This window comes from Halorientalis brevis (assembly GCF_042678165.1).
In the GTDB taxonomy this organism is placed as follows: Archaea; Halobacteriota; Halobacteria; order Halobacteriales; family Haloarculaceae; genus Halorientalis; species Halorientalis brevis.
This window is the reverse complement of sequence record NZ_JBHUDJ010000001.1, coordinates 273,669-288,831: the sequence shown is the minus strand read 5'-3', so window position 1 is coordinate 288,831 and position 15,163 is coordinate 273,669. Positions and strand designations below refer to the sequence as shown.

General features: G+C 65.4%; 15 protein-coding genes. 2 read left to right on the top strand and 13 right to left on the bottom strand.

Annotated features, from left to right (window positions below; genetic code table 11):
• Positions 1 to 30: 30 nt before the first annotated feature.
• Entirely contained in the window at positions 31 to 582 is a 552-nt protein-coding gene (locus ACFR9U_RS01560; RefSeq protein ID WP_247377379.1) for an HD domain-containing protein, read from the bottom strand.
• Positions 583 to 737: 155 nt separating this feature from the next.
• Between ACFR9U_RS01560 and ACFR9U_RS01555 the strand changes: the two genes are divergently transcribed.
• On the top strand, positions 738 to 1,016 hold the full coding sequence (locus ACFR9U_RS01555) for a YgaP family membrane protein (protein WP_282594253.1): 279 nt from the start codon (positions 738 to 740) through the stop codon (positions 1,014 to 1,016).
• Between the two features lie 157 nt (positions 1,017 to 1,173).
• On the opposite strand, the gene carB is transcribed toward ACFR9U_RS01555, so the two are convergent.
• The 9 genes from carB to ACFR9U_RS01510 form a co-directional block, all read right to left on the bottom strand.
• Positions 1,174 to 4,380: a carbamoyl-phosphate synthase large subunit gene (gene carB / locus ACFR9U_RS01550; protein ID WP_247377383.1), complete on the bottom strand. Its 3,207-nt coding sequence runs from the start codon at positions 4,378 to 4,380 to the stop codon at positions 1,174 to 1,176.
• A 115-nt stretch (positions 4,381 to 4,495) separates the two neighbouring features.
• Complete coding sequence (locus tag ACFR9U_RS01545; RefSeq protein ID WP_247377385.1) at positions 4,496 to 5,290, bottom strand: phosphatase PAP2 family protein; 795 nt, start codon at positions 5,288 to 5,290, stop codon at positions 4,496 to 4,498.
• Between the two features lie 3 nt (positions 5,291 to 5,293).
• Positions 5,294 to 7,087 carry an ABC transporter substrate-binding protein gene (locus tag ACFR9U_RS01540; protein WP_247377387.1) on the bottom strand — a complete coding sequence of 598 codons (1,794 nt, stop codon included), beginning with the start codon at positions 7,085 to 7,087 and terminating at the stop codon, positions 5,294 to 5,296.
• A gap of 392 nt (positions 7,088 to 7,479) precedes the next feature.
• Positions 7,480 to 7,707, bottom strand: a complete 228-nt coding sequence (locus tag ACFR9U_RS01535; RefSeq protein WP_247377389.1) for a hypothetical protein — start codon at positions 7,705 to 7,707, stop codon at positions 7,480 to 7,482.
• 112 nt (positions 7,708 to 7,819) lie between these two features.
• Positions 7,820 to 8,353 (bottom strand): DUF5815 family protein, encoded by a 534-nt coding sequence (locus ACFR9U_RS01530; RefSeq protein WP_247377391.1) that lies wholly within the window; start codon positions 8,351 to 8,353, stop codon positions 7,820 to 7,822.
• Between the two features lie 63 nt (positions 8,354 to 8,416).
• Positions 8,417 to 8,677, bottom strand: a complete 261-nt coding sequence (locus ACFR9U_RS01525) for a hypothetical protein (RefSeq protein WP_247377393.1) — start codon at positions 8,675 to 8,677, stop codon at positions 8,417 to 8,419.
• 44 nt (positions 8,678 to 8,721) lie between these two features.
• Positions 8,722 to 9,543: a DUF7847 domain-containing protein gene (locus ACFR9U_RS01520; protein WP_247377395.1), complete on the bottom strand. Its 822-nt coding sequence runs from the start codon at positions 9,541 to 9,543 to the stop codon at positions 8,722 to 8,724.
• Positions 9,544 to 9,601: 58 nt separating this feature from the next.
• Positions 9,602 to 10,015, bottom strand: a complete 414-nt coding sequence (locus ACFR9U_RS01515) for a DUF7124 domain-containing protein (protein WP_247377397.1) — start codon at positions 10,013 to 10,015, stop codon at positions 9,602 to 9,604.
• 157 nt (positions 10,016 to 10,172) lie between these two features.
• On the bottom strand, positions 10,173 to 11,423 hold the full coding sequence (locus ACFR9U_RS01510) for an NAD(P)/FAD-dependent oxidoreductase (RefSeq protein WP_247377399.1): 1,251 nt from the start codon (positions 11,421 to 11,423) through the stop codon (positions 10,173 to 10,175).
• A 148-nt stretch (positions 11,424 to 11,571) separates the two neighbouring features.
• Between ACFR9U_RS01510 and ACFR9U_RS01505 the strand changes: the two genes are divergently transcribed.
• The gene (locus tag ACFR9U_RS01505) at positions 11,572 to 12,165 is read left to right on the top strand and encodes a DUF6149 family protein (RefSeq protein ID WP_247377401.1); all 594 of its coding nucleotides are present in this window, start codon (positions 11,572 to 11,574) and stop codon (positions 12,163 to 12,165) included.
• Between the two features lie 14 nt (positions 12,166 to 12,179).
• On the opposite strand, the gene ACFR9U_RS01500 is transcribed toward ACFR9U_RS01505, so the two are convergent.
• From ACFR9U_RS01500 to ACFR9U_RS01490, 3 genes are all read right to left on the bottom strand, one after another.
• Positions 12,180 to 12,854 (bottom strand): hypothetical protein, encoded by a 675-nt coding sequence (locus ACFR9U_RS01500; protein WP_247377403.1) that lies wholly within the window; start codon positions 12,852 to 12,854, stop codon positions 12,180 to 12,182.
• Positions 12,855 to 12,941: 87 nt separating this feature from the next.
• Positions 12,942 to 13,736, bottom strand: coding sequence for an enoyl-CoA hydratase/isomerase family protein (locus ACFR9U_RS01495; protein ID WP_247377405.1), 795 nt, complete (start codon positions 13,734 to 13,736; stop codon positions 12,942 to 12,944).
• Positions 13,737 to 13,805: 69 nt separating this feature from the next.
• The gene (locus ACFR9U_RS01490) at positions 13,806 to 15,161 is read right to left on the bottom strand and encodes an NAD(P)/FAD-dependent oxidoreductase (protein ID WP_247377407.1); all 1,356 of its coding nucleotides are present in this window, start codon (positions 15,159 to 15,161) and stop codon (positions 13,806 to 13,808) included.
• Positions 15,162 to 15,163: the final 2 nt, after the last annotated feature.

Below are 15,163 nucleotides of genomic sequence, written 5' to 3'. Positions count from 1 at the left end.
GTTGGGCCGTGCCGACTGGGTCAGTGCTGCTCACACGGTCCGGAGATCGTCGGTCGCTCGGGACCGGATCGCCGTCGTCGCGATCTCGTCGGCTCGGCGAACGACCGCCGCTTCGAGCGTCGCCGGTTCCACCGTCGTTCGACTCGTGTGCGAGAGAACGATGTGTGCGAGTTCGACCGGCAGTCCCGCCCGTGCGACGACGTGCACGCCGTAGTACGGATGTCCGAGCAGGTCACCGACGGCGGTCGTCTCCATCCCGTCGAACTCGTACAGTTTGCTCACGTCGTGTACCAGCGCACCTGCGATGACGGTGTCCAGCGAGAGGCCGACTTCGCGCCGCTCCAGCAGCGTCTCCGCCAGGGCGACGGCCCCTGCTGTGACGTCTCGGACGTGGTCGACCAGGGACTCGTCGTCGAGACCGAGGGCACGCTGCGTCGGTGGGAGCCACGGGACGCTCTCGAGGTTCTCGATGTCGTTGTCCTCGATCGCTGTCTCCCAGGCGGAGACGACTCCGTCCCGGAGGTCAGCGTTCTCGATACTGGCGAGTTCTGGAAAGGCGGCGTCGACGACAGCGTCGGTCATACCTGACGTCGGAGAACCAGTGAGAAAAACGCCAGGACGAGTGGAGAGTGGTGTCGACGCGCTGGATGGGCACCAGCAGCACGGATACTGGACAGGCAGCGACTCGCTAACTTATCTCCTCGCAGCGCGTACTGTCCGAACTGGTGAACCTCATCATGGAGAAAAACGTCGGTGGATACGACCGTCTCGCCCGGTTCGTCGTCGGACCGCTACTGATCGTACTCGGCATCGCGGCCGTCACTGGCCTCGTCAGCCTCGGAACAGGCACGCTCGGCGTGGCCCTTGCAGCGGTTGCACTCCTCCTCGGAGTGGTGTTCACAGCCACAGCCGCGATGCAGACCTGCGTCCTCAACTCGCTCCTGGGCATCGACACGTACGAATCTTCCTCGGGCCGACAATCGTCGTCCGACGAGGCGAAACCGAGCGCCAAGTGACCGGATCTCGCCTATCGGGGCGGAATCCAACGGATGCGACCCGTCTTTTCGACGAATGCTCGTCCTCAGTACGGGCTGTCGACACTCCGTCGTTCAGACAACCGGCCGCAAAACGAAATCGGTCAGCGAACGCGAACGAGGGGGCGAGTCGGACCGCTTAGAACGAGCCCCAGTCGCGACGGTCCTTGGGGCGTGCGGCGACGTCCTGGACGTTCAGCGGCTGGTCGGCCGACTCGATGGCCTCCAGGGCCGCCTCGGCGCTCTCGATGGTCGAGAAGTACGTGATGGTCTCCTCGACGCACACTTCGAGAATCTCGCGGTTGCGCGAGACGACCATGTCGATCTCGCCGTCGCGGAGCTGCTGTTTGATGGCGTCGACGTCCTCGTAGTCGTCGAGGTCCGAGACGTCGAAGTGGTCCTCGAAGCCGATGACCGGCAGGTCGACGATGGCCTTCCCTTCGAGTGGGATCGGCTTGCCGACGGACATCTGGGCCTTCTGGTAGGCCTTCCCGAAGGAGCCGGCGGTGCCCATGACCTCACCCGTGGACTTCATCTCCGGGCCGAGGCGCGGGTCGCTGCCCGGCAGGCGGTCGAACGGCAGGACGACCTCCTTGACCGAGACCTGGTCGGGGATCTGCTCGTCCACGTCCAGTTCCCCGAGGGTCGCGCCGGCCATGACCTTCGCGGCCAGTTTCGCGATCGGGACGCCCGTCGCCTTCGAGACGAACGGGACGGTACGCGAGGAGCGCGGGTTCGCTTCCAGCACGTAGACGGTGCCGTCGCGGACGGCGAGCTGGACGTTCAGCAGGCCCACGGTGTCGAGGGCGGTCGCGATGTCCTCGGCGACCTCGCGCACGCGTTCGAGCGTGTCCTCGGAGAGCGAGCGCGGCGGGATCATACACGCGGAGTCGCCGGAGTGGACGCCGGCGGTCTCGACGTGTTCCATGATGCCGCCGATGAGAACGTCCTCGCCGTCGGCGACGGCGTCCACGTCCAGTTCGACGGCGTCGGCGAGGAAGTCGTCGATGAGGATCGGCTTGTCCGGGGAGACGCGAACGGCCTCCTCGATGTAGGTTTCGAGGTCCTCGTCGTTGTACACCACGTCCATCGCGCGACCGCCGAGCACGTAGCTCGGGCGCACGAGGACCGGGTAGCCGATGTCGCGGGCGATCTCCAGGGCCTCTGCCTCGGAGGTCGCGGTGCCACCTTCGGCCTGGGCGATGCCCAGGTCGTCCATCAGGCGGTTGAACCGGTCGCGGTCCTCGGCGAGGTCCATCGCCTCGACGGACGTGCCCATGATCTCACAATCGAGGTCGCGGCGCTGGATCTCGTCTTCGAGGGGTTCGCCGATGTCGACGGAGGTCTGGCCACCGAACTGGACCATCACGCCGTCGGCGCCGGTCGCCTCGATGACGTCGGCGACCTCTTCGGCGGTGACCGGCTCGAAGAACAGGCCGTCGGAGGTGTCGTAGTCCGTCGAGACGGTCTCGGGGTTGTTGTTGACGACGTGGACCTCGATGCCGGCCTCTTCGAGCGCGCGGACCGCGTGGACCGAACAGTAGTCGAACTCGACGCCCTGTCCGATGCGGATCGGACCGCCGCCGACGACCACGACGCTCTCGACGTCGCGGTCGACCTGCACCTCGTCGCGCCCGAGTCCCGAGATCGGCTCGCGTGCGGAGTAGTAGTACGGCGTCGAGGCGGCGAACTCGCCCGCACAGGTGTCGACCTGTTTGAACGTCCGCGGGGCAGTTTCGTCCTCGACCTGATCGACCGTGATTCCGGAGCCGTCAGCCTCGACCTCGTCGGCGTCGACCTGGTTCGCCTCGTCGCGGTCGGGGAGCCAGGACGCGTGCGTGTCGTTGAACTCGCCGCCGGCGATGGCGGTGATCTCCTGGTCGGTGAAGCCGACGTCACCGGCGGTCTCGAAGTCGCCCTCGGCCGCGGACGCTGCGGCTTCGGCGATGCGCTTGTAGCGTTCGAGGTACCACTCGCGCATCTCGGTCAGTTCGTTGACCTCCTCGACGGTGTAGCCGCGCTCGAACGCCTCGAAGACCGCGTACGTGCGGTCCGGCGTCGGGCGTTCGAGATACTGGCTCTCGAGTTCGTCGTCGCTGACGTCCTGCCAGTCGACGGCAGGGTCGTACTCAGAGGAACGGAGCGCCTTCAGCATCGACTCCTCGAAGGTCCGACCGATGGACATCGCTTCCCCGGTCGACTTCATCGCGGGGCCGAGCGCGAACTCGACGTCGCGGAACTTGTCCTTGGGCCAGCGCGGCACCTTGGTCACGACGTAGTCGATCGCTGGCTCGAAGGCCGCGGTGGTCTGGCCGGTGATCTCGTTTTCGATCTCGTGGAGGCGCTTGCCCATCGCGACCTTGGCGGTGACGCGGGCGATCGGGTAGCCGGTCGCCTTCGAGGCCAGCGCGGAGGAGCGAGAGACGCGCGGGTTGACCTCGACGACGCGGTACTCGCCGCCGGGCGTGCCGTCGTCGCGCCAGGCGAACTGGATGTTACAGCCGCCCTGGATGCCGAGTTCGCGGATCACGTCGAGGGCGGTGTCGCGCATGACCTGGTGGCCCTCGTCGGGGATGACCTGGCTGGGCGTGACGACGATCGACTCGCCGGTGTGGATGCCCATGGGGTCGATGTTCTCCATGTTGCAGATGATGATACAGGAGTCGTCGGCGTCGCGCATCACCTCGTACTCCAGTTCGATCCAGCCGTCGATCGACTCGGTGATCATCACGCGGTTGTCGCGCGAGAGGTTGAGCCCCTTGCGGGTGGCGTCTTTGAGTTCGTCCATGTCGCCGATGACGCCCGACCCCTGGCCACCCAGCGTGTAGGTGGTCCGCATGATGACCGGGAGGCCGCCGACGGCCTCGACCGCGTCCTCGACCTCGTCGATCGATTCGATAGTTTCCGAACGCGGGACGGGCTTGCCGATCTTCTCCATGCGCTGACGGAACATGTCGCGGTCTTCCGTCGCGTAGATGGTGTCGAGCGGGGTGCCCATCACGTCGACGTCGTGTTCCTCGAGGACGCCCTCCTCGGCGAGTTCGGCCGTCACGTTCAGGCCGGTCTGTCCACCCAGGCCAGCGATGACGCCGTCGGGGTTCTCCTTCCGGATGATCTCGGCGATGGCTTCGGTGTTGATCGGCTCGATGTACACCTTGTCTGCCATCTCCGGGTCCGTCATGATGGTCGCCGGATTCGAGTTCACCAGCACGACTCGCGCACCCTCTTCCTGGAGTGCGCGACAGGCCTGTGCACCGGAGTAGTCGAACTCCGCAGCCTGCCCGATCTTGATGGGGCCGCTACCGATGAGCAGAATCGTCTGGTCATCGCCTGATCCGTCTGTCATTACCCATTTGCAGTTCGCACATCGTAATAAACTCGGCGAAAGATTGCGAGCATCGCAATCGAATTTCGAAATTCGTATCCGATGGCTGTCGGTGCGGCGGGGCCCCGAGACGCCGTCAGGACGTCCGTTTGCGGATGCGCTCGGCCGCGTAGACGCTGAAGACGCCGAGTGCGACGCCGGTGACGACGTCGGTGCCCCAGTGGATGCCGAGGTACATGGTCGCGATGACCACGCTCACCGCCATTGGGATCGCCACGACTGGCCACTTCGGATAGTGCTCGCGCGTCCGGTAGGCGAGGAGCGCGACCGTCACCGACAGCGAACTGTGCAGCGACGGAAAGACGTTCGTGTTGCGGTTGACCTGGCTCGTGATGAGTTGGGCCTTCGGCCAGTCCGTGTACAGGAGCGACTGCACCTGGTCGGCGATGAGGTTCCGGGGACCGAAGGAGATGAACAGGACGTAAAACACCAATCCGATGGCGTAGTTCAGCGTGTACGCCATGGTCATCTCCCGGAGGGACTCGGCGCTCTCCAGCGCCAGGTACAGCACGACGGGGAAGATGAGCAGGAACGCGTAGCCGTAGACGTAGATGAACGAGAAGTACTCGGTCAACATGGGCGTCGCCAGCGACTGGACGTCCGCGACGAACGCGCCCTCTACCGAGTGGATGTACCCGGTGATGTTGATGCCGATCATCCACATGAGGTCGCCCCCGGCCTCCCGCACGAGGCTGTTGATCACGAGGACGACCCCCAGGACCCCGATCGAGGGACCGGCCGCGCGGACGCGGTCGCGAAGCGACCGAACGGTCGCCTCGAGTTGGCGCGGCCCGACGATGGCCACGGACGCGACGCCGACGAGACTGAGCACGACCACGAGTGTTTTCGCGGTGAAACTGAGGAGCGCCATGGATTATCGTTTCACGACGTCCCCGGCGTCGTACTGGTAGCCAGCCGTCTCGAGGGCTTTTTCCACTCGTTCCTCGTCCAGCGTTCCGTCCGAGCCATAGAACGGCGTCATGGGGTCGCCGTCGCCCCATTCGAGATCGGTCGGGAGCCAGTCGCTTCCTGCCAGCGGACTCGCTGCCGGCGTCGCGTGCCCCTCGAACACGTTCTCGACGAGATACTCCTTGTCGATGAGCCGCCCGAGGAGGTTGCGGAACCGGGGATTGGTCAGCGGCGAGCGTCGCGCGTTGTAGCCGACGAAGTAGAACGACGGCGACTGCTCGACCAGTTTCTGCGCGTCGTCACTGTCCTCGATCCTGGGCAGCGCCTTCGCACCGAGGGGCGAGACGGCCGCGTCGACGGTGCCGTCCGCGACCGACCCGGCCGCGGTCAGCTCCGAGACGGCCACGCGAACGACGAGCCGATCGAACGCGACGCCGTTTTGCAGCCACGCCGGGCCGTCGAACTGCGCTCCGGTGTGGAGGAAGTGGTCGTCGAACCGCGTGAGGGCGAGTCGTCCCGACGGGTTCCCGTCGAACTGGAGCGGCCCACTCCCGACCGGTGGGGTGTTGTCGGTGACCAGTGCCTCGGTCACCACGTCGCTGACCGTGACGCCGCCGATGGTCGCCGGGTTTCGCCGCTGTCGCCAGACGTGTGCCGGGAGGATCGGCACGGTGAGCGCCCGCATCGCGACCGCCCGCGAGCAGTCCGTGAACGCGATCTCGATCCTGTCGTCGCCGAGGACCCGTACTTCGTCCACGAGGCTCGACTCCCCACGGTACCGCGGGACCGGAATGACGTTGTCGCTGTCACGCGCGCTCGTGTCCGCGAGGAACTCGTAAGTGAACCGAACGTCCTCGGCGGTCAGCGATTTCCCGTCGTGCCAGACGGCGTTCGGCCGCAGTTGCACGTCCAGACGAGGCGTCTCCGAGTTTTCGACGAACTGCCACGACGTGGCGAGCCACGGCTCGATCCCGCCGTTCTCGCCGTACCGCCGGCCCAGCGAATCGTACAGCAGGTCCGTGATCGGCCCCCGGTCGCGGAACTCGACGGCCAGCGGGTTCAGGTTCCCCACCGTTCGCCCCCGCGTCGTCACGACTCGGAGTTCGCCGGGCGTCTCCACCTCACCTTCCGCACGGCTCAGCGCGAGGTAGCCCAGCGGCGACCGCAGGTCGGCGTTTTCCCAGTTCGCGTACCGGTCGGTTCGGACCGCCCGAATGTCGTCGGGAAACCCGACGATGCTGAACGGCTGGGTGCGGGCGAGACTTCGCTGCATGGCGGCCACTGCGTTCCGCCGCTCCTGCCCTGTCGTCCGTCGCTGGGTCTCGAGCAGGTCGTCGACGCCGAGGTTCGCGTAGCCGAACGGGTTCTGCCACCCTGGCGAGGGAACGCCCGTCGAATGCAACAGCGAGTAGAGCGTGTCCGGGCGCGGCTCGGCGTGTGGCATCCGGCCGACGAACACGTCGAACCCGTGTTGCAACAGGACCTGCTGGCGCAACTCCTTCTCTGCGGTCGGCACGACTTGCGTGTTGATCCCTGCAGCCGAGAACCACGCCTTGACCTGCCGGGCGATGCGGAGGGCGTACGGGTCGGTGTCTGCTGGGAGGGTTCCGATCTTGAGACTGACTGACCCGTCGATTTGCCACCCGAAGATAGATCGCAACCGCCCGAGACAGCCGCTGGTGGCTGCTGCGGCTCCGACGCCGGCCGCGGCAAGCACACGTCGTCTCGTCGGGTCGGGGACCTGCCCCCGAGTTGACATCGTACTCGGCGACTGTTTCTCGGTCGCCGATATATCCCTTCTGTCTTCGTTCCGTGTCACGTTCTGATCGACTCCGCTCCCGACCACGGTTGCCAGGGGCGTCGGCGACGAATCTCACGTCGCAGTGGTTGTCAGTGGAGGACGAACAACCGTGGCACCGGGGTAGCTGCGTCTATATCCAGGTTGGCTCCTTCTCATTGATAGCATCATCGCTTTGGAAGCAACGTCGTCACCGCGTCCTCACGGATTCGTTTGAGGCCAGTGAGCGGTCGGGACGCCCGTCGCTCGCGAAATCGATCGTTTTGTCGTCAAAACAGCATCGGGGAGACGCGACCGGACGAGCTGGCGGGGCCTCCGGGACACCGAACTGCCGCTCACACCCTGGCGGCCGATCAGGTCCCGTCCTGGAACCGGTACCGGTAGGGCTGTTCACGAATGACCTCGACGTCATCGGTTTCTGCGCGCCGACCGAGCACCGTCGCGATGCGGTGAGCGCTGTCGAACTCCTCTCCGTGTTCTTCCATCACGTCGAGGATCTCGCGCGCTGTCAGCGGTTCGTCAGCGTCGGTGTCGTCGAGCACGGCCCGGATCCGCTCGAAATCACCCTGACGGAAGCGCATACGCATAGACACGTCGTACTGACACATTAAACGCCGTCAGACACACGTCGGTCGTGAGCACGACACGAACCCCCGGGCGTCACCTCTCGTCCGATCCGGTGAGAAGAGTCGTTCAGATCGCCGTGTCGTATTCGGAGTCGAAGTCACGCTCCTGGCGGTAGCGTTCGACGAACTCCTCGACGTCGAACTCGAGCATCTGGGCCTCGAACTCGGCCATGGCGTCGTCGTCGCCGGCGTGGCTCATCGCGTGTTCCATCAGTTCGACCAGGAGCTCCACGACGATCTCGTGGAGTCGGCGCGAGTCGAAGTCGCTGAGCCACAGCAACGAGTAGCCGACCTGGCCGTCTTCCGAGAGGTCCTCGGCGACGACGGCTTCGGGGAACTCCTCTAAGACCATGCCCATCAGATGGGCAGTGGTGAACTCGTCGAACTCGTCGGCGGGTTCGACGGTGGCCCGCAACACGTCGGCCAGCGACTCCGGAACGAATCGACCCAGGGGGTGGATGTCCATGACGACCGCGTGGCGGTCGCCACAGGCGCAGTCGTACTCGCGCAACCCCATGTCGAGGTCGTGTGGCGTGATCGTTTCGCCACAGGGCAACTCGATACCGTCTCCCCCGCTCCCCGGCACGCGCGGTTCTGCCATGTGGCTCCCTTTGCACTTCGGTCGGTTAAACACCGCGAACTGCGACGGCGGGCCGTCGGGTGGTTAGCTGTCGTCTTCTCCCCCGGCGTCTTCGTCTCCACCGTTCTCGTCGTCCTCGGTATCTTCCTCGTCGAGGTCGACGTACTCGTCGGGAGTGGCCGCTCCCTCCTCTTCGATCTCCACGTCGGCTTCGACCTCGATTTCGAGTCCCTCCCGTTCGAGTTCCGCCTCGAACTCGCGGCTCTCGCCGACTTCGACTTCGAGTTCGTCCGAATCCACCTCGACGTCCACCTCGATTTCGATGTCGATGTCTGGGTCTGCCATCACGTCGATCGTCCACGTGCGGAAAGAAAAACGACGGGTGTCCACTAGGTGCCGGTGTTCCAGTTCCCGTCGGACCCGGTGTCGGTGTCACCGTCGTCGAGTCCCAGTTTCGCGTCGCGCTCCCGACGGAGTTGATCGTAGGCGCGAGTGGCGACGGCGATGCCGAAGACGGTCGTGACCGCGCTGACGAGGATGCTCACAGCCGTGGCCAACGTTCGGTCCAGGTACCCGATGAGCGTGCCCGGGCTGCTCGCGACGAGGTTGATGACGATCACGATGACTGCGAGTCCCAGCAACTCCCAGCGGTTCCCGTCTGTCAGACTCCAGCTATCGGCCAGTGCGTCGATGAAGTTCTTGTCCGCGACGGCGATTTCCTGGCGCACGAAAAACAGCGAGATAGCGACGTAGATCCCCGGCACAACCAGAAAGAGCAGCCCGAGCAGCGTGAGCGTCCCCGCGATGATCCCGCCGACGACGCCGTTGATCGTCGCGAGCCCGATCCGACGCGTCGCCAGGTCTCTCCGTATCGCGTCCGTCTGGTCGCTGGCGAACGCGCGAATCGAGACGACGTGGATCGCCTCCGCGACCAGCACCGACGCGAGCGACAGCAGCGCCAGGACCGACAGCGGAAGCGGGACCGCGAACGGCGTCGGGGTCTGTGCCTCCGGGCCGAACGGGTTCGGTTCCTGCTGGAACGACTGATCGAACGACTGTTCCAGCAGGGTAAACACCTGCGCTGACAGCGACTGTGAGATGACGGCGTTGGCGAACCCGAAGAGCACGAACACCGCGATCAGGATGAGACCGGCGCGTGCGAACGTCCGCTCGAACCCCTCGCGGAGGGCGGTATCGATTTCCAGGGCCATGACGGCATACTCTCCCGTCCGCGTGAAAAAACCGTTCCCTCCGCCGTCACGTCGCCCGTCAGGGCCAGTCGTCGCGTTCGTCGTCCGTCTGCTGGTCGGGCGACTCCGGTTCGCCCAGTTCCCAGTCGGCCGCTTCGGCGGCGTCCTCGACGGGCAGGTACTCCCACTCGACCTCGTCGGCGAGCGCCGCGTCGTCCTCGGAGGTGCCGACGAACACGTGTCGGTCAGTCTCGAACTGCGCTTTGACGTTCGTCAGACTCTCTTCGCGGCCGCGCGGCCCGGAGAAGAAGTCCTGTCGGATGCGATGTTTGCGCGTGAAGTTGGTGACGACGTACGTCGGTTTCTCGGAGACGACGCCGACGTACTCGCTCCATTGGCGCGCGTCGTTGAACACCTCGTCCGGGTAGGCGAGCTGTTTGAGTGCATCGAGCTCGAACGCCAGGGTCATGTCGCTGCTCCCGCCTCCGTCCATACCTGCCGGTCGGCAGTGCCCGGAGAAAACGCTTTGGATACTGCGTCGACCTGTCCGGTGCCCTGTCGGGAACTCTGGACGGGTCGATCACTCGCCGCGGCGTCGCTTTACGACGGCGGTGACGAAAAGAACGGGATGAGCGGCGGAGCGCGGGGGATTACTCGGATTCGACTTCCGCGGAGGCGTCGAGCTTGTCGAGGTCGACGCTCTGTTCGAGGAGGACCTCTTTCTGGTCACCGACTTCGCGCTCTTCGCGGATGAGCTGTTTGAACTTCGACTGCGGGGCCAGATCGCCGATGAGGACGCCGCCGACGACCTTGCCGTCCTTGAACGCGATGCGGCGCCACTCCGAGTCGGAGTACTTGCGCTCTGCGTACTCGTCGCCGATGGTCGGGTGTCCAAAGGAGAGGAACGGGAAGTCGAAGTGGGTGATCGAGTACGAGGAGACCCAGCGGAACTCCTCTTCCTCGGCGTCGGCGACCATGTTCTTCCCAGCGACGGCGCCCTGCTCTTTGGCCGAGCCCCAGGCACCGTTCTGTGCCTGCTCGCCGAGGATGGTGTCGTAGAACCGGGTGATGTCGCCCGCCGCGTACACGTCCTCGACGTTGGTCTGCATGTACTCGTCGGTGACGATACCGTCGTCGAGTTCTAGCCCTGAGCCCTCCAGGAACTCCGTGTTGAAGTTCAGGCCGATGGCGACGCCGACGAACTCGCCGTCGAACTCCTCGCCGTTGGGGTCGACGGCGCCCGTGACGTGGCCGTCGTCGTCGGTCGTGAAGTGGTCCACGCCGGAGTCGAAGACGGGCGTGACGCCGTTCTCTTCGAGCGCCTCGTGGATGATCTCCGCGCCGTCCTCGGTGAGGGCGTAGCGCCACCAGCAGTTGCCCCGCATCAGGTAGTTCGCCTCGACGTCCTGTGCGCCACAGATCGCCGCCAGGTCGATGCCGAGCAGGCCGGCCCCGACGACGATACCGGTGTCGGCTTCCTCGGCGCTCTCGCGGATGGCGCGGGCGTCCTGGAACGTCCAGAAGTGGTGGATGCCCTCGGCGTCTGCGTTGTCGACCGGGAGCTGCGTCGGCGTCCCACCGGTGGCGACCAGGAGCTTGTCGTACTCGTAGGTGTCGCCGTCGTACGTGTGGACTTCCTTGGCGTCCGTGTCGACTTCGGTGACCACCGTGTTGAGTTCGAGGTCGATGTCGCGCTCGGCGTACCAGTCTTCCTCGTGGATCGAGATCGGCGCCTCGGGCAGTTTGCCCTTCGCGAACTCCTTGATGAGAATGCGATTGTACAGTGCCTCACCCTCCTCGGTGATGACCGTAATGTCGGCGTCCGGGTCCTCTTCCCTGATAGTCTCTGCCGCGGAACTCCCCGCGATGCCGTCACCGATGATTACGTGCGACGCGCTCATGTACGGGGAGTTGCATACCGTGCCTAATGTGCATTGCTATCTCCATCATTGTCGCCACCCCCACAACGGCTCCCATGTGTGGCGGTCTCATAGACGGGGTCGCCAGCCGGGACGTTTTAGGGGGTTGCGTCCTTACCGAGACGACGAGATGAAGATCCGCCAGAACGTCCGTCACTGGGCAGCCAAGAAGGCACTCACGATGCCCGTCGTCGGGGACAAGACCAACGACTGGTTGGTGGACCTCCACACCAGCGTCTTCCTGAAACGAGCCGACGACGCGCGCCAGGAGGAGCGTCGCGAGCACCTCGACGCGTTCTTCGAGGGCACGATGGACGTCTATCTCGCCGCGCTCGAAGCCGGCCTCCCCGAGGCCGAAGCCCGCGAGATCACCCACATCCAGGCGAACTTCGACTTCTACAACCACGGCTGGACCGAGATGATGGAGTTCCCGAGCGACGAACTCGAAACCCACTACGAGCGGTATCAGGCGTTCTTCGAGTCCCACGACATCACCATCGCTGATCCCCTGGGCGAGTTCGAGCCGGCCGGTGGGATCCCAGACGCCCCATCGACGCCCGAGCGACTCGACGATCCCGATCACCCCCACGCCGAGGGTGGCTTCGCCGACGACGTGTACGTCGAAACCGGCGAGGGCGACCTCGTCGTCGGCGGTCAGGAGGAACCCGAGGACGTGGACGTCGAGCAAGCGCCCGGCGTGGACGACGAAGTCGACGCCGAGTAATCCGGACGATCCCGTCAGTTCTGTCGTGAGACCTCGAACAGGGCGAGACACTCGACGTGCGTCTTGTCCGTCTCCTGTTCCCCGGCCAGGCCTGTGATCTGGAACGCGTACGTGCCGTCTTGGAGGTCCTGCGTGACGGTCATCGTTCGCTCGGCCATTGCCTGGGTACGTTGTTCGACGCTCAGCTGCCAGGTGTAGCGCTGACCGCTCTCGACGGTGTACCAGGGCTCGATCCACTCCTCCGGCGCGACGTGTTCCCACCCGCTCTCGGTCTGGCGCTTGATCGCCCAGGCGTGGGGGTTGAGCCCGAACGGCGCTCCCGACTCGTTGTGGAGGACGAACGCCATCGTCTCGACGCTGTCGTCGCCGGTCGTCGGCTCGAAGACGGCCGTCGAGGCGTCGAGATAGATCGGCTCCGAGTCCGGGTCGGCCGTCGGCCAGCAGACCGTCCGGTCGACGCCGTCCGCGAAGGAGGGACAGTCCGCGTCCGCGAACGGATCGTCCGGGTCCGATCCCGGCGTCCCGTCGGTCGTCGTCGTTTCGTCGGACGGGTCGCTCCCCGAATCGTCGGTCTCGGTCCCGTCAGCGCTCGTTGTCGCGTCGTTCGAGCGATCGCCGGCGTCGCTGAGACAGCCGGCGGTCGCGACTGTTGCGGTACCGATCGTCGCGAGGACCGTGCGGCGGTTCATGTCTCACCGCACCAGCGACAGCGTAAACTGCCTTCTGTAAAGTCAAACGGCCGTTTGAGATAGCGCTCGCGGCTCGCGAACGACTGCTTACTGGCCTTCGAACTCGGTGTCCCGTCCTTCCATGAACGCGCTGGCTCCCTCGGCGTGGTCCTGGGAGCCGAGTGCGAGCGCCTGCGCGGTCGCCTCGTCGTCGAGCGCTTCGGTGAGCGACTTGGTGGCGTTCTGACGGATGAGACGCTTGGAGATCTTCAGACCGACGGTCGGTCCCTCGGCGATTTCGGCGACCAGTTCGGCCGTCCGCTCCTCGTACTCCTCGTCGGCGTACACGTCAGTGACGACGCCCATCTCTTGAGCCTCCTCTGCGGAGAAGACCTGCCCAGTCAGAACGAGTCGTTTCGCCACGTTCGCGCCGACCAGGCGCGGGAGCATCCAGGACGTTCCCGAGTCAACCGCCAGTCCGACCTTCCGGAAGGCGAAGCTCATGTCGACGTCCTCGTGGACGGCCTGGACGTCACAGGCGATCGCCAGGCTCGCTCCCGCACCGAACGCCTGGCCGTCGATCTTCGCCACGGTCGGCAGCGGACACCGGATGACTCGCTCGATGGCGCGGTGGAGACCGGACATGATCTCCTCGGCCTTTCGCCAGGCCGGGACGTCCCTGGATAGCCCTTCCATCATCGTGTTGATGTCCCCGCCGGCACAGAAGGCGCTGCCCGCCCCCTCGAACACGACGACGCGTGCGTCGGTCCCCTCGATTTCGTCGAGCGCGTCGACGATCCCCGAAGACACCGCCGCCGTCAGGGCGTTGCGCATGTCCGGATTGTTCAACGTCACTGTCGCTATCTGGTCGGAAACCTCGAGTAGAACCGCGTCGTCGCTCATATCTGTCGAACAGGCGGATACACTATAAATATGTGGCCTGTTGTTACGTGTCCGACTCGGCCGTTCGCCTCACTCAGTGACCGCCTCGTGGCCGTCCGTCGTCGAGGCGGTCACTGCGTCGTCCGTGATTCGGTCCGCGGCCGCGAAGCCGGCCTCGATAGCCCCGTTGAGACTCCGCTCGGGGTACTGGGCGCGACTCGCCATGCCGGCGTAGTAGACGCCCTCGGCCACGGCGTCCGAGAGGTCGTACGGAACGACCATGTCGAGGTAGCCGCGCTCGTAGACGGGCGCCGTCCGGGGGTTGCGGGCGGTCTCGACCCAGTTCACACTCTCGGACTCGAACTGCGGGAAGAGGTCCGCGATGCCGTCCATCCACAGCTCCTCGACCTCGCTGTCGTCCATCCGCCAGAGCTCCTCGCTGGGGTCCTGAACGTAGCTGGCGGTGTAGTAGAGGTGTTCGTCGCCGTAGCGCTTGGGCGGGACGAAGTTCGTGTGTTCGATGAACACTCCGAACGGCGCCTCGTCGGCGAGATTGAGCCAGTAGGTGTCGGTGAGCGACTCGTCCATGCTCCACACCGAACACACCGTCCCCTGGAAGTCGATCTCGCAGGGGTACCCGGTGAGGTCTTCCAGGACGTTCGGCATCGCGGCGACGACGGCCGCGTCCACGTCCCGAGTCGTCGTCCCGTCGGCCGTCTCCACGGTCAGCGACCGCACCCGTTCCTCGCTGGTGTCGAGATCGCTCACGCGTGCGCCCGTGGTGATGTTCTCTCTGCCGACGGCGTCGACGAGCGCGCCGATGAGCGGCGCGAACCCGCCCTGGAGATAGCCCAGGATCTCGCCGCGCAGGAGGTCGCGCTCGCCGCGGAACTTCACGCGGCCGAGCAGCCACGCGGCGCTGACGTCCTCCTTCCGGGAGCCGAACTTCGCGTCGAGCAGCGGCTCCCAGAAGTTCTCGTAGACGCTGCGGGTGGTGTGGTCCAGCAGGAACTCTTTGATGGGTACGTCCTCGAAGTCCTGGAGGCTCTCGTAGGTGTCGAACGAAGGGAGCCAGCCGCGCACGTCGATCTCGAGGGTGAGCATCGTGAGCCGGTACTTGTCGTACAGCGAGAGGTGGGGATACGCGGCGATCTCCCAGGGCTTGTCCATCGGGTGGACGACGCCGTCGACGTAGAACGCGTTGCTCATGTACAGCCACTCGAGTCGGTCGCCCAGCCCCAACTCCTCGATGAGGTCGACGATCGTCTCCTCGGACTTCGAGAGGTGGTGATAGAACTTCTCGATGGGGTCGCCGGCCGTCTCGTAGACCCCGGCCAGTCCCCCGAGGTCCTCGCTCGCCTCGAACACTTGCACCTCGCGGCCGCGCTGCTGAAGCCGGTAGGCCGCAGCCAACCCTGCGATGCCACCGCCGACGACGCCGATCATAT

Bases quoted from the DNA above. Each gene is read 5' to 3' on its own strand.
- ACFR9U_RS01560 (WP_247377379.1), bottom strand. From the start codon at position 582: ATGACCGACGCTGTCGTCGACGCCGCCTTTCCAGAACTCGCCAGTATC.
- ACFR9U_RS01555 (WP_282594253.1), top strand. From the start codon at position 738: ATGGAGAAAAACGTCGGTGGATACGACCGTCTCGCCCGGTTCGTCGTC.
- carB (WP_247377383.1), bottom strand. From the start codon at position 4,380: ATGACAGACGGATCAGGCGATGACCAGACGATTCTGCTCATCGGTAGC.
- ACFR9U_RS01545 (WP_247377385.1), bottom strand. From the start codon at position 5,290: ATGGCGCTCCTCAGTTTCACCGCGAAAACACTCGTGGTCGTGCTCAGT.
- ACFR9U_RS01540 (WP_247377387.1), bottom strand. From the start codon at position 7,087: ATGTCAACTCGGGGGCAGGTCCCCGACCCGACGAGACGACGTGTGCTT.
- ACFR9U_RS01535 (WP_247377389.1), bottom strand. From the start codon at position 7,707: ATGCGCTTCCGTCAGGGTGATTTCGAGCGGATCCGGGCCGTGCTCGAC.
- ACFR9U_RS01530 (WP_247377391.1), bottom strand. From the start codon at position 8,353: ATGGCAGAACCGCGCGTGCCGGGGAGCGGGGGAGACGGTATCGAGTTG.
- ACFR9U_RS01525 (WP_247377393.1), bottom strand. From the start codon at position 8,677: ATGGCAGACCCAGACATCGACATCGAAATCGAGGTGGACGTCGAGGTG.
- ACFR9U_RS01520 (WP_247377395.1), bottom strand. From the start codon at position 9,543: ATGGCCCTGGAAATCGATACCGCCCTCCGCGAGGGGTTCGAGCGGACG.
- ACFR9U_RS01515 (WP_247377397.1), bottom strand. From the start codon at position 10,015: ATGGACGGAGGCGGGAGCAGCGACATGACCCTGGCGTTCGAGCTCGAT.
- ACFR9U_RS01510 (WP_247377399.1), bottom strand. From the start codon at position 11,423: ATGAGCGCGTCGCACGTAATCATCGGTGACGGCATCGCGGGGAGTTCC.
- ACFR9U_RS01505 (WP_247377401.1), top strand. From the start codon at position 11,572: ATGAAGATCCGCCAGAACGTCCGTCACTGGGCAGCCAAGAAGGCACTC.
- ACFR9U_RS01500 (WP_247377403.1), bottom strand. From the start codon at position 12,854: ATGAACCGCCGCACGGTCCTCGCGACGATCGGTACCGCAACAGTCGCG.
- ACFR9U_RS01495 (WP_247377405.1), bottom strand. From the start codon at position 13,736: ATGAGCGACGACGCGGTTCTACTCGAGGTTTCCGACCAGATAGCGACA.
- ACFR9U_RS01490 (WP_247377407.1), bottom strand. From the start codon at position 15,161: ATGATCGGCGTCGTCGGCGGTGGCATCGCAGGGTTGGCTGCGGCCTAC.